General features: G+C 54.3%; 22 protein-coding genes. 10 read left to right on the forward strand and 12 right to left on the reverse strand.

Translation table 11 applies throughout. The annotated features are described in order from the left end of the window. Positions 1-9: 9 nt before the first annotated feature. Positions 10-576 (forward strand): maltose O-acetyltransferase, encoded by a 567-nt coding sequence (gene maa, locus ACUY4S_RS17595; RefSeq protein WP_458022029.1) that lies wholly within the window; start codon positions 10-12, stop codon positions 574-576. A 100-nt stretch (positions 577-676) separates the two neighbouring features. Beyond that, a complete protein-coding gene (locus ACUY4S_RS17600) occupies positions 677-1,156 on the forward strand; it encodes a YlaC family protein (protein ID WP_312689082.1) in 480 nt (159 codons plus the stop codon). Here the strand turns inward: ACUY4S_RS17600 and pdxR are convergent. Next, a complete protein-coding gene (gene pdxR, locus ACUY4S_RS17605; RefSeq protein ID WP_312689080.1) occupies positions 1,122-2,570 on the reverse strand; it encodes a MocR-like pyridoxine biosynthesis transcription factor PdxR in 1,449 nt (482 codons plus the stop codon). The genes ACUY4S_RS17600 and pdxR overlap by 35 nt on opposite strands. A gap of 100 nt (positions 2,571-2,670) precedes the next feature. Between pdxR and ACUY4S_RS17610 the strand changes: the two genes are divergently transcribed. Continuing rightward, complete coding sequence (locus ACUY4S_RS17610; protein ID WP_312689078.1) at positions 2,671-3,372, forward strand: GNAT family N-acetyltransferase; 702 nt, start codon at positions 2,671-2,673, stop codon at positions 3,370-3,372. Here the strand turns inward: ACUY4S_RS17610 and ykgO are convergent. After that, a complete protein-coding gene (gene ykgO, locus ACUY4S_RS17615) occupies positions 3,369-3,509 on the reverse strand; it encodes a type B 50S ribosomal protein L36 (RefSeq protein WP_006818844.1) in 141 nt (46 codons plus the stop codon). The genes ACUY4S_RS17610 and ykgO overlap by 4 nt on opposite strands. 3 nt (positions 3,510-3,512) lie before the next feature. Further along, positions 3,513-3,773, reverse strand: coding sequence for a type B 50S ribosomal protein L31 (locus ACUY4S_RS17620; RefSeq protein ID WP_312689075.1), 261 nt, complete (start codon positions 3,771-3,773; stop codon positions 3,513-3,515). Positions 3,774-4,036: 263 nt separating this feature from the next. On the opposite strand from ACUY4S_RS17620, the gene ACUY4S_RS17625 reads away from it, so the two are divergent. The 4 genes from ACUY4S_RS17625 to ACUY4S_RS17640 are packed head-to-tail and all read left to right on the forward strand — an operon-like array spanning position 4,037 to position 7,338. Then, positions 4,037-5,062, forward strand: coding sequence for an isopenicillin N synthase family dioxygenase (locus ACUY4S_RS17625; protein WP_312689073.1), 1,026 nt, complete (start codon positions 4,037-4,039; stop codon positions 5,060-5,062). A 25-nt stretch (positions 5,063-5,087) separates the two neighbouring features. Beyond that, complete coding sequence (locus tag ACUY4S_RS17630; RefSeq protein WP_458022030.1) at positions 5,088-5,894, forward strand: MetQ/NlpA family ABC transporter substrate-binding protein; 807 nt, start codon at positions 5,088-5,090, stop codon at positions 5,892-5,894. Further along, complete coding sequence (locus ACUY4S_RS17635) at positions 5,891-6,682, forward strand: methionine ABC transporter ATP-binding protein (RefSeq protein WP_458022031.1); 792 nt, start codon at positions 5,891-5,893, stop codon at positions 6,680-6,682. Before ACUY4S_RS17630 ends, ACUY4S_RS17635 begins: the two co-directional genes overlap by 4 nt. Next, a complete protein-coding gene (locus ACUY4S_RS17640; RefSeq protein WP_458022082.1) occupies positions 6,679-7,338 on the forward strand; it encodes a methionine ABC transporter permease in 660 nt (219 codons plus the stop codon). The genes ACUY4S_RS17635 and ACUY4S_RS17640 overlap by 4 nt, the downstream gene beginning before the upstream one ends. Position 7,339: 1 nt before the next feature. Here ACUY4S_RS17640 and ACUY4S_RS17645 read toward each other — a convergent pair whose 3' ends face one another. Further along, positions 7,340-8,710 (reverse strand): PTS transporter subunit EIIC, encoded by a 1,371-nt coding sequence (locus ACUY4S_RS17645; RefSeq protein WP_312689067.1) that lies wholly within the window; start codon positions 8,708-8,710, stop codon positions 7,340-7,342. Between the two features lie 277 nt (positions 8,711-8,987). On the opposite strand from ACUY4S_RS17645, the gene ACUY4S_RS17650 reads away from it, so the two are divergent. Next, positions 8,988-10,187 carry an enolase C-terminal domain-like protein gene (locus tag ACUY4S_RS17650; protein WP_458022032.1) on the forward strand — a complete coding sequence of 400 codons (1,200 nt, stop codon included), beginning with the start codon at positions 8,988-8,990 and terminating at the stop codon, positions 10,185-10,187. Between the two features lie 3 nt (positions 10,188-10,190). On the opposite strand, the gene ACUY4S_RS17655 is transcribed toward ACUY4S_RS17650, so the two are convergent. Continuing rightward, on the reverse strand, positions 10,191-10,907 hold the full coding sequence (locus tag ACUY4S_RS17655) for a GntR family transcriptional regulator (protein WP_312689064.1): 717 nt from the start codon (positions 10,905-10,907) through the stop codon (positions 10,191-10,193). Positions 10,908-11,006: 99 nt separating this feature from the next. Here ACUY4S_RS17655 and pdeB point away from each other — a divergent pair, with 99 nt between their 5' ends. Both pdeB and ACUY4S_RS17665 read left to right on the forward strand, forming a co-directional pair. Then, the gene (pdeB, locus tag ACUY4S_RS17660; RefSeq protein WP_458022033.1) at positions 11,007-12,566 is read left to right on the forward strand and encodes a cyclic di-3',5'-guanosine monophosphate phosphodiesterase PdeB; all 1,560 of its coding nucleotides are present in this window, start codon (positions 11,007-11,009) and stop codon (positions 12,564-12,566) included. A gap of 42 nt (positions 12,567-12,608) precedes the next feature. Beyond that, the gene (locus ACUY4S_RS17665; RefSeq protein ID WP_458022034.1) at positions 12,609-13,154 is read left to right on the forward strand and encodes a flavin reductase family protein; all 546 of its coding nucleotides are present in this window, start codon (positions 12,609-12,611) and stop codon (positions 13,152-13,154) included. 5 nt (positions 13,155-13,159) lie between these two features. Here the strand turns inward: ACUY4S_RS17665 and ACUY4S_RS17670 are convergent, their stop codons facing one another. The 7 genes from ACUY4S_RS17670 to ACUY4S_RS17700 form a co-directional block, all read right to left on the reverse strand. Further along, positions 13,160-13,513 (reverse strand): DUF1428 domain-containing protein, encoded by a 354-nt coding sequence (locus ACUY4S_RS17670; RefSeq protein WP_312689061.1) that lies wholly within the window; start codon positions 13,511-13,513, stop codon positions 13,160-13,162. Positions 13,514-13,572: 59 nt separating this feature from the next. Continuing rightward, positions 13,573-16,647, reverse strand: coding sequence for a beta-galactosidase (locus tag ACUY4S_RS17675; protein WP_458022035.1), 3,075 nt, complete (start codon positions 16,645-16,647; stop codon positions 13,573-13,575). Between the two features lie 108 nt (positions 16,648-16,755). Next, positions 16,756-17,835, reverse strand: coding sequence for a LacI family DNA-binding transcriptional regulator (locus ACUY4S_RS17680; RefSeq protein ID WP_458022036.1), 1,080 nt, complete (start codon positions 17,833-17,835; stop codon positions 16,756-16,758). 253 nt (positions 17,836-18,088) lie between these two features. After that, entirely contained in the window at positions 18,089-18,307 is a 219-nt protein-coding gene (locus ACUY4S_RS17685) for a hypothetical protein (protein WP_312689055.1), read from the reverse strand. Next, entirely contained in the window at positions 18,304-18,555 is a 252-nt protein-coding gene (locus tag ACUY4S_RS17690; RefSeq protein ID WP_312689054.1) for a hypothetical protein, read from the reverse strand. The genes ACUY4S_RS17685 and ACUY4S_RS17690 overlap by 4 nt, the downstream gene beginning before the upstream one ends. A 234-nt stretch (positions 18,556-18,789) precedes the next feature. After that, entirely contained in the window at positions 18,790-19,335 is a 546-nt protein-coding gene (locus ACUY4S_RS17695) for a GNAT family N-acetyltransferase (RefSeq protein ID WP_312689052.1), read from the reverse strand. Positions 19,336-19,365: 30 nt separating this feature from the next. Next, positions 19,366-19,833, reverse strand: a complete 468-nt coding sequence (locus ACUY4S_RS17700; protein ID WP_312689050.1) for a hypothetical protein — start codon at positions 19,831-19,833, stop codon at positions 19,366-19,368. Positions 19,834-19,885: the final 52 nt, after the last annotated feature.

Consider the following 19,885-nt stretch of genomic DNA (forward strand, 5'->3'; position numbering starts at 1 on the left):
CCGATCCCGATGAATGAAGAAAAGCAGAAGATGATTGCGGGCTTGCCCTATCTCTCCGCAGACGAAACCTTGCGTGCGGATCGCCTCCGCGCCCGCCAACTGCTTCATCGTTACAACCATTCCAGCCCGGAAGGAAAAGCCGAACGCAAAGCTATACTGGCTGAACTACTCGGTCAGAGTGGAGGGGCATATATTGAACCCAATTTCCGCTGCGATTATGGTTACAATATTTTCCTCGGCAAAGATTTCTACGCCAATTTCGACTGCATCATGCTTGATGTTTGCCCTATCCACATTGGCGATAACTGTATGCTGGCACCCGGCGTGCACATCTACACCGCAACACATCCCCTTGATGCCATGCAGCGCATTAGCGGTGTTGAATACGGTCAACCCGTAACAATTGGGCATAATGTGTGGATTGGCGGTCGGGCCGTTATTAACCCGGGCGTCACCATTGGCGATAATGCTGTCATCGGTTCGGGATCTGTGGTGGTTAGAGATGTGCCTGCGAACACGGTAGTTGTTGGTAACCCGGCCCGAATTATTAAGACGCTCGCCCCTTCGGTTCAGTAACTGTTATCGTTTTTTGGAGCAAAACTGTTACTTTTTTCACACAAGGCGGCAACTTAAAATAGTGTGTCCACCTGCAAAAGGGTATCAGTAAAGGCCTAAGATGACAGAAATACAACGGCTGCTCACCGAAACAATTGAAGAGATCAACCAGCGTGAAAAACGGGATAACCGACCACGCTTCAGCATCAGCTTTATTCGCAAACACCCGGGCCTGTTTGTCGGTATGTATCTGGCATGGCTGGCAACACTTGCAGTAATGCTGCAATCTGAGACGCTTGTCGGCTCCGTCTGGCTGCTGGTGCTACTGTTCGTGGTGCTTAACGCGTTTTTCTTTTTCGATGTCTACCCCCGCTACCATTACGACGATATCGACGTCCTGGATTTTCGCGTCTGTTATAACGGCGAATGGTATAACACCCGTTTTGTGCCGAATGACCTCATCGAGGCCATTCTGCATTCGCCTCAGGTCGACGCCGAGCGTAAAGAGCAGTTGCAGCAGATGGTGGCGCGAAAAGGAGAACTCTCCTTTTATGATGTGTTCACCCTCACCCGCCCCGCTGTTGTACAACCAGGCGGTTAAGGGTTCGTACCGAGGGGCCAAACAGACTGGCAGACGTATTGCCATAACCTAATACCAGCCCGCTGGACGAGGCATCTGGGTGCAGCCAAAAACGGCTTAAAGCATGGGGCGCGAGTTGCCATTTTCGCGCCTCGCGCACCAGCGCAAAATCATCAATTCCCGGAACAGACAGCGTCAAATGCATACCGCCGCCGCCACCATAGATCCTGTGCGCCGTGGTCATTTCTTGATCCAGCACCGCCAGTAAATGCTCCTGCCGCTTGCGGTACAGACGGCGCATCGCCGCCAGGTGGCGGGCATAATGCCCCTCTTCAATAAAACGTGCCAGCGTCAGCTGTTCACCGCGATGACCGCCGCGCAACAAACTGCTGATTGCCGATCCGGCGGCCTGAGCAAGCGCAGGCGGCATAACCATAAAACCGATGCGCAACGAGGGAAACAGCGTCTTACTGAAGGTACCAATGTAGACTACCGGCGCATGGGCGCGCATACCGAGCATGGCCGGGATCGGATCACCAGGAAAGCGGAACTCGCTGTCGTAATCATCTTCCACAATCCAGCTGCCCGTTTGCCGGGCATACTCCAGCAACGCAAGGCGTCGGCTAGCGCTCATGACCTGGCCCAGGGGATATTGGTGTGATGGCGAGGTATAAATAATCCGTGGCGGGATCGCTGGCGCAGGTAAGGTCATGCCTTCATCATCAATTGCGCAGCCGCTGACCTGCAAACCCGCCGATAAAAATGCACTTTTTGCACCGGCATATCCCGGCTCCTCGACCCATGCATGATCACCTTCGTCGCACAGTAAACGAACGCACAGCATCAGCGCTTCTTGCGCGCCTTCGGTGATGACAATCTGATCCGCTTCGCAATCAATCCCTCGCGAAATCGCAAGGTGGCGGGCGATGGCCGCGCGTAAACGCCACTCTCCTGCTGAATCGCCATAATTCAGCAACGTACTGCCTTCATCACGCCAGACGCGTTCAGTTAAGCGCCGCCAGATAGCCAACGGAAAATAATTCACCGCAGGAATACCGGGTGTCAGCGCAAGCGCAGGTGAATGGCGCAGGATGCCAGCAGGCAACTGCTGCATCCGGCTGGCCAGCGTCACCGGCGGTGGCGACGCCCGTTTTTCGTCTGCGCTCGCCAGCTTTAATACCCGCGTCCCCTGGCGGTCACGCAGGACATATCCTTCGACAGCCAGTTGTTCCAGCGCTGCATTCACCGTATTACGCGAGACGCCCAACGCCTGCGCCAGAACGCGGGAACCTGGTAACTGGCTGTGCGGCTTTAAGCGAACGTTGAGCACCATATCGCGCAGTGCCAGATAGAGCGATCGCTGGCGCGTTCCCCCGTCCCGCGCCGCCAGCGCACGATGCAACAACGCATATAACTCGTCATCCGGAATGTTCATTTCTTTTCGCTTCCTTCGTGGCTCCATAAAACCATCTTCTCATGGCTCTTTTTATAGAGCCACGGCAACGTTACGCTGCCTGCACACAAAAGGAGAGCGAATGATGCAACTGAATCACTATCACCAACCCCTCGGTGAAGCACTACCCGACTGGCAGTCGCGTCCGTCACCGCAACGCGTAACACTGGAAGGCGAGTACTGCCATCTGGAGCCATTAACGCCACACCATGCTCCGGCACTGTTTCAGGCACACCAGCTGGCAGGTGACGGTCGTAGCTGGACATGGCTGCTGCGCGAACCCGAAAAAGACGAGGCGGAATTCACCGCCTGGGTCACCCGTGTGAGCACGCTACAGGATCCATTGCACTTTGCGGTGATAGATAAACGCAGTGGCGCCCCGGTTGGCAGCTTATCGTTGATGCGTATTGATGAAAAAAATGGTGTGATCGAAGTGGGCAGTGTTCATTTCTCGCCGTTGCTGGCGCGCACTCCGGCCTCAACCGAAGCGCAGTGGCTGCTGATGCGTTACGCCTTCGACACGCTGGGCTATCGTCGCTATGAATGGAAATGTAACAGTCTGAATGAACCCTCCCGCCAGGCGGCACTCAGGCTGGGGTTTCACTATGAGGGGCGTTTTCGTCAGGCGCTGGTGAGTAAAGGCTATAACCGTGATACCGACTGGTTTTCCATTATTGATAAAGAATGGCCTGAAGTGGATCGCGCATTGCGACGCTGGCTTGCCGCCGACAACTTCACTGCCGACGGCAAGCAGCGTCACGCCCTGGTGTCTCTGCGCACTTAACGTTTTTTCTTTCTGCCCTGTACGGCTTTAAAGCGCGGATTCGATTTACAAATCACATATAAACGCCCCTTGCGCTTGACGATCTGGCAGTCAGGGTGGCGTTGTTTTGCGCTGCGCAACGAATTTAATACCTGCATCGGTTACTCCTTTTTATCGGCGAAGAAACGGCCATAGCGCTGCTGGAAACGCGCCGTACTGCCTTCGTTAGAAATCACTTTCTGCTTGCCGGTGTAGTATGGATGGGAAGCGGAAGAGACATCGATAGTGATATACGGGTACGTCACGCCTTCCAGCTCAATCTGGCGATCCGTTTTAATAGTCGAACCGACTTTGAAGTACTCATTAGCACTGGTGTCGTGAAACACCACTGTGCGGTAGTGGGGATGAATATCAGCTTTCATATCTGGCTCTTTTGTTTTGTTATAACATAACAAAAGTCTATCGGAGTTAGTTGTCCAGTTCAAGCGCTCCGCGTTATGCGTTTTTTGCAAAAGCACGTGATCTGCTTCGGTCATAAATTAGAAAAGAACGTTATTGGTTGAATGCGATGCCATCAGGCAAGCTGTGATCACCCCCGAAAATGAGGACGAAAAAATGCGTTGTTGTTGCCACCGGCCCCTGAATACAAAGCAAAAACCTTTACCTGCCGCCTTCGGAGAACACAATGAACGCCACAACATTACCGATCCTCGATCTTGCCCGTTATCACAGCACTGAACGTGACGCCTTTCTTGCCGATCTGCGCCACGCTGCACGTGATATCGGCTTTTTTTATCTAATCAATCACGGCGTTGACGACGCCCTGCAACAGGCTGTTCAGCACGAATCTACCCGTTTTTTTGCCCTTTCTGACGCGCAAAAACAGCAGGTGGCGATGATCCACTCCCCTCATTTTCGCGGTTATAACCGTGCCGCATCTGAACTGACGCGTGGGCAACCAGACTGGCGCGAACAGTTCGACATTGGCGCGGAACGCCCGGCACTGTTATTAAGTGATGACGATCCCGGCTGGCGGCGTCTGCAAGGCCCGAATTTATGGCCGCAGGCATTACCCACACTGAAACCCGCCCTGCTCGACTGGCAACGGGCAATGACCCGTATGGCCATCGATCTCCTGCGCGCGTTCGCCGAAGCGTTGCAGCTCCCGTCCGATGCCTTTGACACGCTGTATGGCAGCAAGCCCAATGAGCACATCAAGCTGATCCGTTACCCGGGCCAGCAGGAAACACAAAGTTCACAAGGCGTTGGTGCGCATAAAGATTCTGGTTTTTTGAGCTTCCTGTTGCAGGACGATCAAAAAGGGTTGCAGGTCGAAATCGCGCCTGGACGCTGGATCGATGCCGTGCCGTTGCCCGGGAGTTTTGTGGTCAATATCGGCGAATTACTGGAGCTGGCCACAAACGGTTATTTGCGCGCCACCGTGCATCGGGTGGTCTCCCCGCCCGCTAATCAACAACGGCTGTCGATTGCATTTTTCCTCGGCGCTCAACTGGATGCCGTGGTGCCGGTTTACACCCTGCCGCCCGCACTGGCGCAAGAAGCCAACGGTCCGGAGAGCGATCCGCATAACCCGTTGCTGCGCGATGTGGGATGGAATTACCTGAAAGGGCGCCTGCGCTCCCACCCGGATGTGGCGGAGCGTTATTACCGCGATGTGCTGCGCGAGCGCACTGAACAATTGATCGTCTGACAAAAACCACACAGGAACACACAATATGAAACATGCCGCTTTTACTCTGGCAGGGGTAGCACTGTCTCTTTCACTGGTCTGGACATCCGCTCAGGCCGCCGCACTGCGCGTCGCTGCGGACCCGGTTCCGCATGCCGAAATACTTAACTACATCAAAAAAATCGATCCGAAACTGGATTTGCAGGTCGTGGAACTGACCAGCGGCGCGAACGCTAACGAGCTATTGGCCAATGGCGATGTCGATGCCAACTACTTCCAGCACGTGCCCTATCTGAAGGATCAGGAAAAAGCGCTTGGAAAAACATTTGCTGTCGCCGCCACTGTGCATATTGAGCCATTGGGTATCTATTCGCACAAATATAAAGATTTCAAATCCGTACCGGATAACGCTACCGTTGCTGTTCCCAATAACGCCACCAACTTAAGCCGCGCCCTGTTCCTGTTACAGAGCCAGGGCTTAATCAAGCTTGATGCGAAATTCACCGATCCATCGAGCACACTGGCAACGCCAAAGGACATCGCCAGCAACCCGAAGCACCTGAAAATCCTTGAAGTCGAATCGCCACAGATCCCGCGCTCGCTGGATGACGTCGATTTAGCCGTGATCAATGGAAACTACGCGCTGGAGGCGGGTTTAACACCGTCAAAAGATGCGCTGGGGCTGGAGAGCGCCAGCCATAATCCTTACGCCAATATTCTGGTGACTAACCCGCAACTGGCCAACGATCCCCGCATCAAAGAGCTGGCGAAAGATCTGACCTCGCCGCAGGTCGCAGAATTTATCCGTAAGCAGTATAACGGCTCGGTGATCCCGGTCACGCCGCAGTCATGATTGAGGTTGAAGGGCTGAGTAAGATCTATGCCGGAGCAGGCCAGCCGGCGCTGAAAGAGGTGTCGCTAAGTGTGCCCAAAGGCGCCATTTACGGCATCCTCGGGCGCAGCGGTGCGGGCAAAAGCACCCTTATCCGCTGCCTCAATCTGCTGGAGCGGCCGACGACGGGCCGCATTATTGTCAACGGTGTCGATATCACGCAACTGGAAAAGTCAGCACTGCGCCAGTATCGCCTGCGTACCGGCATGATCTTCCAGCACTTCAATTTGCTGCATGCGCGCACGGTGGCCGACAACGTCGCCGTGCCGCTGGAAATCGCAGGCGTCCCTGGGCCACTGCGCCATGCCCGCGTCGAAGAGTTGCTTTATCTGGTTGGGCTGAGTGAAAAAGCCCAGGCTTTTCCCTCGCAGCTTTCTGGCGGGCAAAAGCAGCGCGTGGGCATTGCCAGAGCCCTGGCCGCCAGGCCAGACGTCCTGCTGTGTGACGAAGCCACCAGCGCGTTGGATCCAGAAACCACAGCGTCGGTGCTCCAGTTACTGGCAGACATCAACCAGCGACTGAAACTGACGATTGTGCTGATCACCCATGAACTCGAGGTGGTAAAAACCCTGTGTGACCACGCGGCATTGCTGGAAAGCGGCGAAATAGTTGAGAGCGGCAGAATTGCCGATCTGCTGGTGGCCCCCTGGTCACGTCTGCGCCAGGCATTATTACACGATCCACAAGCAGAGCGGGATTTCCTGGCCCGTCACGGTTTTAACGGGAGGCCCTTATGCGTGGTCGCATGAACTGGGAAGATCTCTGGCCATTACTGGTAAACGGCACGCTGGAAACCCTTTATATGGTCGGGCTTGCGGCCCTGTTTACTGTCCTGATTGGTCTGCCGGTTGGCGTACTGTTATTTATATCCCGCCGTAATGGTCTGGCGCCAATGCCGACACTGAACGCGGTATTAGGGGCAATGATCAACGTTGGCCGTTCGCTGCCGTTTATTGTGCTGCTGATTGCCTTGATCCCCTTTACCCGCCTGCTGATTGGTACCACGCTTGGCAGCACTGCCGCCGTGGTGCCGGTTACTATCGGCGCTTTTCCCTTTTTCGCCCGGTTGACGGAAAGCGCACTGGATGAGGTCGATTACGGGCGCATTGAAGCCATTTTATCAATGGGCGGTACGCTCTGGCATGTGATTGGCAAGGCGCTGTTGCCGGAGGCCTTGCCGACGTTACTGTCCGCCATCACCTTAACCGTGGTGATGCTGATTGGTTTTACTTCAATGGCTGGCGTGATTGGCGGTGGCGGTCTTGGCGATCTGGCCATTCGCTATGGCTATCAGCGATTTAACGATCAGGTCATGCTGGGAACGGTACTGATTCTGGTGGTAATGGTGCAGGCTGTGCAAATGGCTGGAGAGCGTCTGGTGCGCCGGTTGGCGCACCGACGGTAAGTTATTCCTGCATTCCCTTCCCCACCAGCATTGTCGTGAGGACAAATGACAATACCAGCGCCATCGCTACGCCCGAGAGGGCAAAAATAAAGTACGGGCCGATATAAGCCGGTAAGCTGAAAATGCTCGACAGAATATAGCCATACAGCCGTACGCCGAAGAATGCGATAAACGCCGAGGCCAGGGAACTGGCAACGGTTGCAGCGATAAACGCTTTTTTATAACGGGTCAGCACCCCAAACAGTGCCGGTTCGGTAATGCCCAGCAGCGCGGAGATGGCCGCCGACAGTGTGACCGTTTTATCCTCACGGGTTTTGCTCAACCGCCAGATAGCGAACGTGGCCCCGGCAATGGCCATATTGGCCATAAACATCATTGGCATCAGCATGTCGAAGCCATGCTCGCTAAAGTTTTGCAACGCAATAGGCGTCATGGCGTGGTGCATCCCGGTGAGGATCGCAACCGGGCGAATAGCCCCAACAATCAGGCCGGCAAAACTGGCGGAAACCCCGAATAACCCTTCGATAAACAGCGCCAGCCCTTTGCCCAGGTAAATACCGATCGGGCCAATCACCGCCAGCGCTGCCAGTGCGCCAAGAAACAGCGTTAGCGTGGGGGTAAATACCGTTTTCAGCACATCGGGCATAATACTGTCGACCCAGCGGTGAATATAGCTGAGCGCCAGAATTGAGAAAATAACCGGGATCACGCTGGCGGAATAGTTAAACACCGATACCGGAATTGCACCGAGCAACCACAAGGCATTGGTCGCCCCTTCCTGATGCGCCGCGAGCGCTTTCGCGGCCTCAATTAACGACGGATACATCAGGCATGCCGCGATGGCGGCAGCCAGGTATTCATTGGTTTTAAAGATTTTCGCTGCAGACACCGCAAGGAAAAAAGGCAGAAAATAGAAAACACCGCTGGCGATCAAATCAATGATCATCACGGTATCGCTTTTGGCCGACACTACCTTCAACGCAATTAACCCGGCCAGCAGCCCCTTAATCATCCCGGCCCCGGCTATCGCCGGTACTATCGGCCCGAAAACACCGGAAACCGTGTCCATAAACATTGAGACCAGACTTTTACGGCTCTTGCCCTGCGCAACAGCCTGGTCCGGTGCATTGCCCAGCATAGCGAGCAATTGTTCATACCAGTTGTTAACTTTTGGGCCAATTACAATCTGGAACTGATCGCTTTGCAGCTGCGCACCGAGTACGCCCGGCAGTTTTTTTATCTCATTCTGATCGACCTTATTGTCATCAATCAGCGAGAAACGTAAGCGCGTCATACAGTGCCAGACATTATTGATATTATCCCGTCCGCCGACCAGACGAATAATATTGCTGATGGCTTCTTGCGTCCCCATAAAAACTCCTGCCGGATGGTTGTCGTTTTAATCATGGCTATAAAGGGTAAAGAAATCAAAACGCGAAAACAAACCAATAAAATATGAATCTCATCACAATTCGCTACCACAAAGAGCAATAACACAGATAAAACTGCAAATTGGTCTGGTTTTTAATTAAATAAATAATAAATAGCTGACCAAAAATTTTATTCAATAAAAGGGTTTACCTTTCGCCAAAATTAGGGCGAAGATAATAGCCATTGCTTACTCACTTTATGCTATTTAAGGAGTCTCCGTGACGCCGACGCTTATCCAAAATATCGAATGTTTTATTACCCGCCCCGATCGCCATAACCTGGTCACGGTGCGGGTCACTACCGATAAAGGCGTGACGGGGCACGGCTGCGCAACGTTCCAGCAGCGTCCGCTGGCGGTGAAAACGCTGGTCGATGAATATTTAAAACCTCTGCTGACAGGCCGCGACGCTAACCACATCGAAGACCTGTGGCAAATGATGAATGTAAATGCCTACTGGCGTAATGGCCCGATAATGAATAACGCCATTTCCGGCGTAGATATGGCGCTGTGGGATATCAAAGGCCAGCTGGCGGGCATGCCGCTCTACCAGCTGTTGGGCGGCAAATCCCGCGATGCTATCGCCGCATACAGTCATGCCAGTGGAGAAACACTGCCAGAGCTGTTCAGCGCGGTGGATACGCTGGTTGCACAGGGTTATCGCCATATCCGCTGCCAGTTAGGTTTTTACGGCGGGACGCCAGCCAACCTGCACACGCCGGAAAACCCCACTGCCGGGGCGTATTACGATCAGCAGGAGTACATGACCAACACCGTGGAAATGTTTAAAGCGCTGCGTGAGAAATACGGTTTTCGGTTGCATTTTTTGCACGATGTCCACGAACGTCTGTTCCCGCAACAGGCGGTACAACTGGCGAAACAGCTGGAACCGTACCAGCCCTATTTTATTGAAGACATTTTGCCCCCTGCGCAAAGCGCATGGCTGGAACAGGTGCGCCAGCACAGCAGTGCGCCACTGGCGATGGGTGAACTGTTTAATAACCCGGCGGAGTGGCACGATCTGATTGTTCATCGCCGTATTGATTTTATTCGCTGCCATATTTCACAAATTGGCGGCATTACTCCGGCATTAAAACTGGCGATTCTGTGCCAGGCCTTCGGTGTGCGCCTGGCCTGGCACGGCCCCGGCGATATGACGCCGATTGGCGTGGCGGTGAACACCCATCTTAATATTCATCTGCATAATGCTGCGATCCAGGAGTACATCCCCCGTTCCGCCCGTACTGATGCGGTATTCCCCGGCGCACCGCAGGTTAAAGAGGGGTTTGTTTATGCCACCGAAACGCCGGGTATTGGCGTCGGGTTTGATGAACGACAGGCGCTGGCCTGCCCGGGGATTTATCGGCCACATGAGTGGACGCAAAGCCGCCTTGCAGACGGCGCGATCCATACTCCGTAAAGCTTATCCGCCCCCCTGGCGGAACGTCAGGTTTTCGCGGTTATGGGGAATAATGTAGGTGCAGGTGTAATTGATATCGATAATGTCGCTGACCGCATAGACCTGCCCGCCTTCGAGAATGCCGCGGTTGTTAATATGCATTGCCGGGCTCCCTTTTTTACAGCCCAGCAATGTTGCCTGTTCGCGGCTGACGCTCACCGCGCGATAGGTGGTGAGCATGTGCGAAATACGGTAGCCCTTACTCAACACATATTGCTGCAACGAACTTTCAATCACCTGTTGATTTAAATCCGTAAACCCGGCCACTGGCATGCGGGACACTTCGATCTGCACCGCCTGCTCATCCACATAACGCAAGCGGCAAAATTGCCAGATAAAACTGTCATCATCGACGCCAAACATTTGCTGCTCATCGCGATCCGGGCGCTTTTTATGCAGGCTTATCAGGCGAAAGCGGATCTGATCAAAGCGTTTTTCCGTGATCGAGTTATACACCAGCGGGTTGTTGCGTGCTTGCTCGTTAATCCAGATCCCGGATCCCTGCACAATACGCACCACGCCAATACTGGCCAGTTTCTCCACCGCCTGACGGACGGTAAAGCGCGACACACCATACTCCTGAGCAAGCTGTCTTTCAGGAGGGAGTTTACGCGGGCCTGGCTCGCTGATTTGATAAATTTTGCTTAGCAAATCCTGAGTCACGAAATCTTTTTTCTTCATCCATCCGGTCCTGAAAGAAAACAATCACTGCGCCGTGTTATAACATCAGCTGTTTAAAGATACTTTACGTTTATCAGTATCAAAGAGGGATTTTTGGTGATGACGAACCGACAACTGGTGAGTCTTATTACAGGCGTGCTGGTGCTCGCCTTTTTCATGCCCGTAGGGCTGAGTGTATGGGTTACGCACCGTCAGGCTGAAGAAACCTTTATGAATGAGCTGGAAACCTATTCCAGCCTGGCCGACATGCGCACGCAGCGCGTCGTCAACCAGAGCAAAAAGGCGCTACGGCAGCTGGACAGCTTTAACGGCCCCCCTTGTTCACCAGAGCACTTGCTGGCGATGCGCCGTACCTCTTATTCCTGGCGCTATGTGCGCGAAGCGATTTATATGAACGGGCTGCAACCGGTCTGCTCATCGCTGGAGGTAAACAGCCACGTTCCCCCGTTCCCCGCGCCGGAAAAAATCACCGACGACGGCTTCCGCGCCTGGCTGACGCGCCATAACGACCTGGGACTGTCGCAATACATGATAGCCATCGGGACGGAGCATCACGTGGTGATGATCGATCCAATGTCATTTATTGATGTCCTGTCGTTTGGCGCCTGGCCCGTGAATGTCGCGCTGATCAGCACCAAAACCCATCAGATCATTGCTGGCAGCGCAAAACTGGATATGAAAGTGCTGGCCAATATCATGCCGGACGGGCCAAAGACGATGCAAATCGACGGTTCAGCTTACGCTATCCTGCGCGACGCAGACATGGGGCTCGCGATCGTTACCTGGGCTTCGCTGGCACCGCTGACGCAAAACTGGCACCGGTTGTTGATGATCTGGCTGCCGTTCGGTTTACTGATCAGTGTGTTGATTGCCTTGCTACTGTTGCGTGTGCTGCGCCGTTTGCAGTCGCCAACGTCGCAATTGCAGGATGCCATCCGCAGCCGTGAAATCACCATGGTGTATCAACCGATTGTCGCACTGGACAGCGGTCGTATTGTCGGGGCCGAAGCGCTGGCGCGTTGCCAGCAGCAGGATGGCACGGTGCTCACGCCGGATATTTTTATCCCGCTGGCTGTGCACAGCGGCTTGATGCCGCAACTGACACAATTGATCATCGACACGGTGTTTCACGATATGGGGCGCTGGTTACAGCAACACCCGGAACTGCACATTTCAATTAACCTTGAGCCCTCTGATTTACTCAATCCCGGCCTGCCCGCACAACTGGCGCGGCATATTGCCCACTGGCAGTTGGTTCCATCCCAAATTGCCCTTGAAATTACCGAACGCGGTTTTGCCGATCCTTCCGTGAGCAGCCCGGCAATTAATGCGCTACGGGCGGCGGGCCACGCCATTTATATTGATGATTTTGGCACCGGTTATTCCAGCCTGAGTTATCTACAAAACCTGGATGTGGACATCATTAAAATCGACAAGTCGTTTGTCGATGCGCTGGAATACAAGACCGTCGCCCCGCATATCATTGAGATGGCCAAAGCACTGCGGCTGGCGATGGTTGCGGAAGGGATCGAAACGGAAGGCCAGTTACAATGGCTCAAGCAGTATGGCGTGGAATATGGTCAGGGCTGGCTTTACAGCAAAGCATTGCCAACGGAAGCGTTTATCCATTGGGCAGAAAATAACCTGCTGTCCCGCTGATTTGCTACTGTTTAAAGTGGCTTAACACGCGGAGGACGCAGAATGAAAAAGCAATCCTGGCCGCTGCATGACGTCCGGCACTGGCTGGAGCCTGGCCCGGTAGTACTGCTCAGCAGTTGCTGGCAGGGCCAGCACAATATCATGACCTTAGGCTGGCACACGATCCTCGCATTTTCGCCATCGCTGGTCGGCTGCATGATTTCGGCGGGCAATGCCAGTTTCGGGCGCATCCGGCACAGCGGCGAGTGTGTCATTAACCTGCCAGAAGCGAAGATGATCGACACCGTTGCGCGGATTGGCAACAGTACGGGCGAAGAGGTGGATAAATTCAGCCAGTTTGGCCTGACCGCCGAGAAAAGCGAGCAGGTGGTGGCACCTTCGATCAAGGAGTGTTTCGGCCAGTTTGAATGCCGTCTCTATGATGATGCGCTGGTCGATAACTATAATTTTTTTATTTTTGAAGTGGTTGCCGCACGGGTTAATCCGCAGCCCAGCTGGCCGCAGACTCTGCACTACGTGGGTGGAGGCGTGTTCCGTACCGATGGCGATGTGCTTGAGCGCAAGGCGCTGTTTACCAAAGTGTCCTGAAGGATTTATTCGTCGACAATGGGCATGAACCCGCCGTAGATCATGCGTTTGCCGTCAAAAGGCATCTCGTCGCCCAGTTCACGCATGCGGGGATCGGACATGATTTTTTGGTTTGCGGCATCGCGTACCGCTTTCGACGGGTATTCAATCCAGCTGAAGACCACCTCTTCATCCTCCTGCGCCTTAACCGCCCGGCGGAAATCGGTGAGCTGCCCGTCGGGCACTTCATCTGCCCAGCACTCCACGATCCGTGTCGCACCAAACGCTTTAAATAACGGCGCAGCTTTTGCCGCCAGCTGGCGGTAGGCTTCTTTTTTGCCCGCCGGAACGGCAACCACAAAACCATCAACATACTTCATGAGCCAGCCCCCGAGTGACTGTGCAGCGGGACACTCCCGCTGCATCAGGCCCGATAAGTTTAGTCCTGCCGCCAGCAAAAGGCGTAACGCACCCTCTCCTTGCTGAGAATAAACTCCGGCGATACGCTCGGGCTCCACGAATCATCACCGCCGACCCCCATATGGAAGGCATCCAAATGTAACCAGCAGCCCTGCTCTTCACGCAGCAAATGGTGATGTGTGGTTTCGCGTAACTGCTGGTCGCTATAGCGCCCCAGCGAGAAATGGAAATCGCCATTCAACTGGTGCGCGCCATAACGCAGGGATCGCGTCTCGCAGCGCAGACCATTTTCGCCAGGGAAAATGTACGGCGTGTGCAGTGCGGCTAGCGGTAACGTCCACTGCCCCTGGCGCGCCGCCAGCTTACGGTCAGGGTAGTTTTCATGCGGCCCCAGCCCTTGCCAGCTAACGGTAGGGTGGATATCAGCCAGCTGACAAACCAGCCCGATGCGCGCAGGCGGAGGAATATCGCCGGCCACCTGCACCTCCACGTCCCCCTGCAGCACACCATGGCCATCAATACGCCAGATCTTCCGGCTGACAAAAGCGTTCTTCCCTGCGCCAGACCAGCGGTGAACCGTGGTCACAACCACCTCACTGGCCCGTTCTTCAACGGTGCAATCCAGCAGCTCCGCGCGCAAATCATACATCCCGGCGGCTTTCCAGCGCTCAACCCAGGCGTTGGGGTCAATACGCGTGGCTTCGCTCACGCCGATATCGTTATCCAGCGGCGCACGGCTAAAGCAGTCGCTCACCGGTACCAACAGAGTGGGTTGCCCGTCGCGCCACCACTGCACCAGGTTGCCGCTGCGGCGGCAGAACTGCCAGCGCTGGTTTTGATGGCAGATATCATACGTCTGTTCATTCACCTCTAGCTGTGGACGGGGGGCGCTGGCGAGACGCGGCGTGATATAAAGCGGCGTCGGCAACCGCCATTGATCCCAGGCGCAGCGGTGATCAGCGCCGGACCACGACGTGGCCGCTCTCTGGTAAACGTCGACATTCAGCCACACATCGCCCGGCGCGCTTTCAAGTTCAGGAATGGCCAGCGCGATCCGTTGTTTGCCCTGCGGCGCAATATTCAGCACGGTTTCGCCTTGCGCCAGCACCTCGCCCTCTCGCACCACGGCCCAGCGGAGATATTCATTGTCGGTGGCGCGGAACAGATACTCACTCTCCACGTCAATTTCTAGCGGCGTGGTGCTCGCCAGGCTGAACTGGAAAAACTGCTGTGCGCGCTGAGCTTCATACAACGCCGGATGCGGGGTGCGATCCGGGAATACCAGCCCATTCATGCAGAACTGACGATCGTTTGGCGTATCGCCAAAATCGCCTCCGTAAGCCCAGAAAGACATGCCGCTGGCATCGGTTTTGCTGAGCGCCTGATCGACCCAATCCCAGACAAAGCCGCCCTGCAAACGCGGTGTGGCGCGAAATGCCTGCCAGTATTTGGCAAAACCGCCAAAGCTATTGCCCATGGCATGAGCGTATTCGCACAAAATCAGCGGGCGGGTTTCATCCGGCAGACCGATCCATTTTTTGATCGACCATTTGGGCACCGCCGGGAAAGGTTGATCCTGATCGACGCGGGCATACATTGGGCAGACAATGTCTGTCGCTGCGGTATTGGCACCGCCGCCTTCGTATTGCACCGGACGCGTCGGATCGGTGGTTTTCAGCCAGCGGTAGAGCGCATCATGGCTGGCGCCATGGCCGGATTCATTGCCCAGCGACCAGATAATGACTGATGGATGGTTGCGATCGCGTAGCACCATACGCGTTACACGCTCACTCATGGCGGGCAACCACTGCGGATCATCCGACAGCCGGCTCATTGGCACCATGCCATGCGTTTCAATATTCGCCTCATCCACGACGTACAAACCGTACTCATCACACAGGCGATACCACAGCGGATGGTTAGGGTAATGAGAACAGCGCACGGCATTAAAGTTGTGCTGTTTCATCAGTTCGATATCACGCCGCATGGTCGCTTCATCAATAGCCTGCCCCGTTTCCGGGTGGTGCTCATGACGGTTAACACCGCGTATCAGCAACGGTTTGCCGTTAAGTTTGAGTAAACCCTGATCGATTTCCACCTTGCGAAAGCCCACATCACAGGCTTCAGTTTCCAGTAACGCGCCGTGCTCGTCGAACAGGCTTAACGTCAGACGATAGCGGTGCGGCGTTTCCGCACTCCACAGCCGCGGTGAGGCGATCGGTAGCGCCACGCTCAGGCGTTCGTCCCACCCGCCGCGTTCATCTACAATCGCACTGCCCGGGATCTGTTCGGTGTAAGCCACTTTTTCCGCGCCCTGCCACAGAGTAAATGCCACACGGCAACCGCTAAATGCCCCTGCCAGTTGCGCATGTACCTTCAGCCAGGCATGGTTCATCTCTGCGTTCAGTTCAGTTGTGTAATGAAAATCCGCAATCTGCGTGGCGGGCTTATGCTGGAGCGAAACATCACGGAAAATGCCGCTCATCCGCCACATATCCTGATCTTCAAGATAACTGCCGTCACACCAGCGCAGCACCATCACCGCCAGGCGGTTTTCACCGGCGCGCAACGCACCGCTAAGATCGAACTCGGCCGGTAAACGGCTATCCTGCGAATACCCGGCCCACTGACCGTTACACCACAGGTAAAGTGCTGAGTTCACGCCATCGAACACAATTCGCGTTTGCCCCTGCGCCAACGCTTGTTCGCTGACTTCAAATGTGAGCGAGTAACAACCGGTAGGGTTTTCTGCCGGAACAAAAGGCGGATTGACCGGGATGGGGTAGGTCACATTGGTATAAATCGGTGTATCAAAGCCCTGCATTTGCCAATTCGAAGGCACGGGCATGTCTACCGCATCTGCACAATCTTCGGTTATCCAGCTGGCCGGTACCGCTTCCGGCGCTGCAAAAAAGCTGAAACGCCATAAGCCGTTCAGTAGCCGCCGGGCGGGTGATGCTACATTATCACGCGCGCTTTGCTCGTCACGCCAGCTTTGTAACGGTGCATGAGCAGGCAGACGATGCCAGTTTGTGATAACCGGATTTTCCCAGTCGCGGCGGGATAGCAATGAACCGAATGCGGATGCAGACATAAAATCCTCTATTTTTTGCGAAGCGCTCACAATTTAAGTCACAATGCCGCAATATCTATCACAGGTAAAGCGGCTGCGGCGCTGAAAGCGAAAGGGATCACAAAAGCCTTAGCGGCGATCCAGCAAAGCCGCTAACTGCGCCAGTTCATATAAACGCCGGGCAAGCAGTTCACCACTGACCTCTTGCGTTTGCGCCGGGCCACTTGAAAGGCGTTCAACCAGCATCACCGGTAAAAGGATCTGACTGAGCATATCCGTTGGTTCAGGCGCTTTCAGTAACCAGTCCACACTTTGCTCTCCCGCCTGTTTGAAGGCCTGCCGCACGGTGGTCAGCGGCGGCGAAAACCAGGCGCTGTCCGCCGTATCATCATAGCCCACAACCGAGATCTGCCCCGGCACCGTCATCCCTTTTTCCGCACAGGCACGTAATACGCCCAGCGCCATCTGATCGTTAGCCACCAAAATTGCCTGCGGCAGGCTGCCGCCGCTGAGTAAGGTATGCGCTTTCTCATAACCAGATGCCGCACTCCAGTCGCCATGCGCCTCGGCGCAAGGCGCGATGCCGGCTTGCCTGAGCGCGGCCAGCCAGCCGCTGAAGCGCGCCCGGGCAGAGACAGAGCTTTCTGGTCCGCCCAATAGCGCGATACGCTGGTGACCAAGGGAGAGCAGATGTTCAACTCCCAGGCGCGCCCCCTGGCCGGCGTCAAAAACCAGGCTATTGACCGCCGCAGTTTCACTGACATCCAGAAACAGCACCGGCGTCGGCTTTGCCTGCGCTGCCAGTTGCTCCGCCAGTGCGTTATCCAGCGGGAGATTAATCAGTACCCCGTCAACCCGCTGGGCCAGCAGTTCCTGCAATGCGGCTAAACAGCTGGCGGCATCATGTTGGGTCAGCATAGAGATAATGACGCTGGCAGAGGCCTGCCCGGCGCGTGATTTAACCGCAGAGGCAATTTGCGAAGGCGCATGCAGCGCCAGATCGGTGGTCAGCAGCCCCAGCGTTTTACTGCGCTTTCCGGCTAACTGCTGCGCCCCACGGTTCGGTACGTAATGCAGTTCGGCCATCGCCGCCAGCACCTTTTGCCGGGTACGCGCCGAAACGTGCTCTGCATCGTTGATCACGCGAGAAACGGTCTGGTATGAGACGCCGGCCAACGTAGCGACGTCATAAAGGGTAATGGTTTTCATGGCGCATCCTGGCTGCAATGATTTGCGCCAGTATACCTGTTTTGCCCGGCTACGCCTGTGAGAGGCGTCAGTGGAGATAGCCATAAGCGCGAATATATTTATATTTGCCGACAGCAAAAGAAATAGCGGCGAGCCAAAGATGGCTCGCCGTAAACATCGTCCGTAATGTGTTTTGAGATGGTTTTTAATGTAATTGTCGAACCATCGTCACATTTTTCAATGCAAGTTCAATGACGGTTTCATGACAAATAAATTACTGCTGACGCGGAATAGGGAAACCCTTAATGGAAATAATAAAGCTGCTTCCCTCTTTTTTAATTTTTGCACCTGCGTCACACCAGTCAGAGGCGATGCGGAAAAACTCATCGCTTCCAATATTCCAGTCCAGTCGAACTTGTTTTACGTAGCCAGAGCGCAACATGTCGCAGGCTTCACCATAGTTACTGGCCGTTTCGAGCAGTTGTTGAGTCATTTTTTCTTCTTCAGAAGTTTACGTAATGCTTTAATTTCCTTGGGATTTAACGGAGCAGTACTCTCTTCTTCAGTATGTTGATTATCAACATCTTCTTCCGATACTCCCGCCTCTTCTACTGCCTGGAACGCCAGCAGCAGCAGTTTCTCTGTCGCCGTGCTTAAATTTTCACTATTCACTTCGGCATAATGACGAAGTTTTTCTTTTAGCGCTTCATCAATTTTTACGTTTAATACCGCACTGGTCATGGTTATCCCTTCTCGTGTGAATAAGCATGCTAATTAATACACGAACTTATGAAAGTGATCCAGAAATATATTTCAAATTTATAACAACTTAAAAACACCCACAATAAAATTGCCATATTTTTATGACATTTAAATGAAGGTAATATTTCAATTACATGACAGTATAATCTTAAACAAATAAATATAGTGTGCAGCAGCAGGCTTATCCGGCCAGCCAGTTAAGGCTGACTGGTTTCAGCGGTTAATTTTTTGCCACTCGTCACGGGTGATTTCCCACAGTTCTGTTTCTAACTCCCCAGCAACATAGTCCCCTTTCTGAATGCGGATCATCCGCATGCCGCTGCGCTCGGAGATCTTCTTCGAACGGGTGTTCGCCACGGCTTTGGGTGCCCGTAACACCTCCCGATCGAGAACGTTGAACCAATACTCGTTTACGGCACGACAGGCCTCACTCATATACCCCTGCCCCTGCCATTCCGGTACCAGCCAGAAACCCCGATTGTTGTCGGGGTGATCCATCAGACAGATGACTCCCAGTAACACATCAGGCTCCGCTTTTCGCCGCAGCGTCCAGTACCAGCCTTTCCCCTCTTTACTGGCTGCCAGCGCCACATTATCGACATAGTGCTGTGCCGCGCCTTCGGGATAAGGCCAGGGAACGCTGGCGATCAGGTAGCGCACAATCTCCCAGCGCGGGAAGATGCGCTGAATTTGCGCCGCATCTTCCGACACCAGGGGCTTAAGAAGAAGCCGTTCGGTTTCCAGCGGAGGTGTTGCCATACGTGTCGCTCCTTTATACAGGTATGCCTGTCAGTAGGTGTTACATACGGTCTGCCAGCCAATTTTATTACAGTAAGTGGTTTTTGGTGCGGCGTTCTGAATAGCCTGTAAAGATTGATTCAGTTGCTGCTGTTGCTGTAGCGCCAGCTGTTGTTGCTGATACGCCTGCTGCTGTTGCTGGCTGTGTTGAATGACGGAGACAGAAAAAGCGTCACACTGACTTTTTGTCGGCGGTGCTACGGCAGCGCGTGAGGTCATGTTCGCGAATGCGGACTGGTAGGCTTGTGGATCGTAGGCCCAGCTATTCAGAGCCTGAGCGGCAAAATTCTTCGCAGCGGCGGCAACCTGGAAATCCATATACCCCAGTTCAGCACATTTATTCGCGGCGACTTCTTGCGCAGCGATAAGTTGATAGTTCTGAACTGGAATGGTGCGTTTTTGTGCGGCGCAACCCACAAACAGGGTTGCTGCCATCACGATCAGAAAGGGATGTTTCACGTGGCGTGCCTTTTCGGGTAACCAGGAAAATTCTTAAGTCGTACCAGAATCC

The sequence above is a fragment of the Kosakonia beeri genome, assembly GCF_054165705.1.

Bases quoted from the DNA above. Each gene is read 5' to 3' on its own strand.
- ACUY4S_RS17670 (WP_312689061.1), bottom strand. From the start codon at position 13,513: ATGAAGTATGTTGATGGTTTTGTGGTTGCCGTTCCGGCGGGCAAAAAA.
- ACUY4S_RS17630 (WP_458022030.1), top strand. From the start codon at position 5,088: ATGAAACATGCCGCTTTTACTCTGGCAGGGGTAGCACTGTCTCTTTCA.
- ACUY4S_RS17600 (WP_312689082.1), top strand. From the start codon at position 677: ATGACAGAAATACAACGGCTGCTCACCGAAACAATTGAAGAGATCAAC.
- ACUY4S_RS17620 (WP_312689075.1), bottom strand. From the start codon at position 3,773: ATGAAAGCTGATATTCATCCCCACTACCGCACAGTGGTGTTTCACGAC.
- ACUY4S_RS17665 (WP_458022034.1), top strand. From the start codon at position 12,609: ATGAAAAAGCAATCCTGGCCGCTGCATGACGTCCGGCACTGGCTGGAG.
- ACUY4S_RS17695 (WP_312689052.1), bottom strand. From the start codon at position 19,335: ATGGCAACACCTCCGCTGGAAACCGAACGGCTTCTTCTTAAGCCCCTG.
- ACUY4S_RS17680 (WP_458022036.1), bottom strand. From the start codon at position 17,835: ATGAAAACCATTACCCTTTATGACGTCGCTACGTTGGCCGGCGTCTCA.
- maa (WP_458022029.1), top strand. From the start codon at position 10: ATGAATGAAGAAAAGCAGAAGATGATTGCGGGCTTGCCCTATCTCTCC.
- ACUY4S_RS17645 (WP_312689067.1), bottom strand. From the start codon at position 8,710: ATGGGGACGCAAGAAGCCATCAGCAATATTATTCGTCTGGTCGGCGGA.
- ACUY4S_RS17685 (WP_312689055.1), bottom strand. From the start codon at position 18,307: ATGACTCAACAACTGCTCGAAACGGCCAGTAACTATGGTGAAGCCTGC.
- ACUY4S_RS17610 (WP_312689078.1), top strand. From the start codon at position 2,671: ATGATGCAACTGAATCACTATCACCAACCCCTCGGTGAAGCACTACCC.
- ACUY4S_RS17675 (WP_458022035.1), bottom strand. From the start codon at position 16,647: ATGTCTGCATCCGCATTCGGTTCATTGCTATCCCGCCGCGACTGGGAA.
- pdxR (WP_312689080.1), bottom strand. From the start codon at position 2,570: ATGAACATTCCGGATGACGAGTTATATGCGTTGTTGCATCGTGCGCTG.
- ACUY4S_RS17635 (WP_458022031.1), top strand. From the start codon at position 5,891: ATGATTGAGGTTGAAGGGCTGAGTAAGATCTATGCCGGAGCAGGCCAG.
- ACUY4S_RS17655 (WP_312689064.1), bottom strand. From the start codon at position 10,907: ATGAAGAAAAAAGATTTCGTGACTCAGGATTTGCTAAGCAAAATTTAT.
- ykgO (WP_006818844.1), bottom strand. From the start codon at position 3,509: ATGCAGGTATTAAATTCGTTGCGCAGCGCAAAACAACGCCACCCTGAC.
- ACUY4S_RS17625 (WP_312689073.1), top strand. From the start codon at position 4,037: ATGAACGCCACAACATTACCGATCCTCGATCTTGCCCGTTATCACAGC.
- ACUY4S_RS17690 (WP_312689054.1), bottom strand. From the start codon at position 18,555: ATGACCAGTGCGGTATTAAACGTAAAAATTGATGAAGCGCTAAAAGAA.
- pdeB (WP_458022033.1), top strand. From the start codon at position 11,007: ATGACGAACCGACAACTGGTGAGTCTTATTACAGGCGTGCTGGTGCTC.
- ACUY4S_RS17640 (WP_458022082.1), top strand. From the start codon at position 6,679: ATGAACTGGGAAGATCTCTGGCCATTACTGGTAAACGGCACGCTGGAA.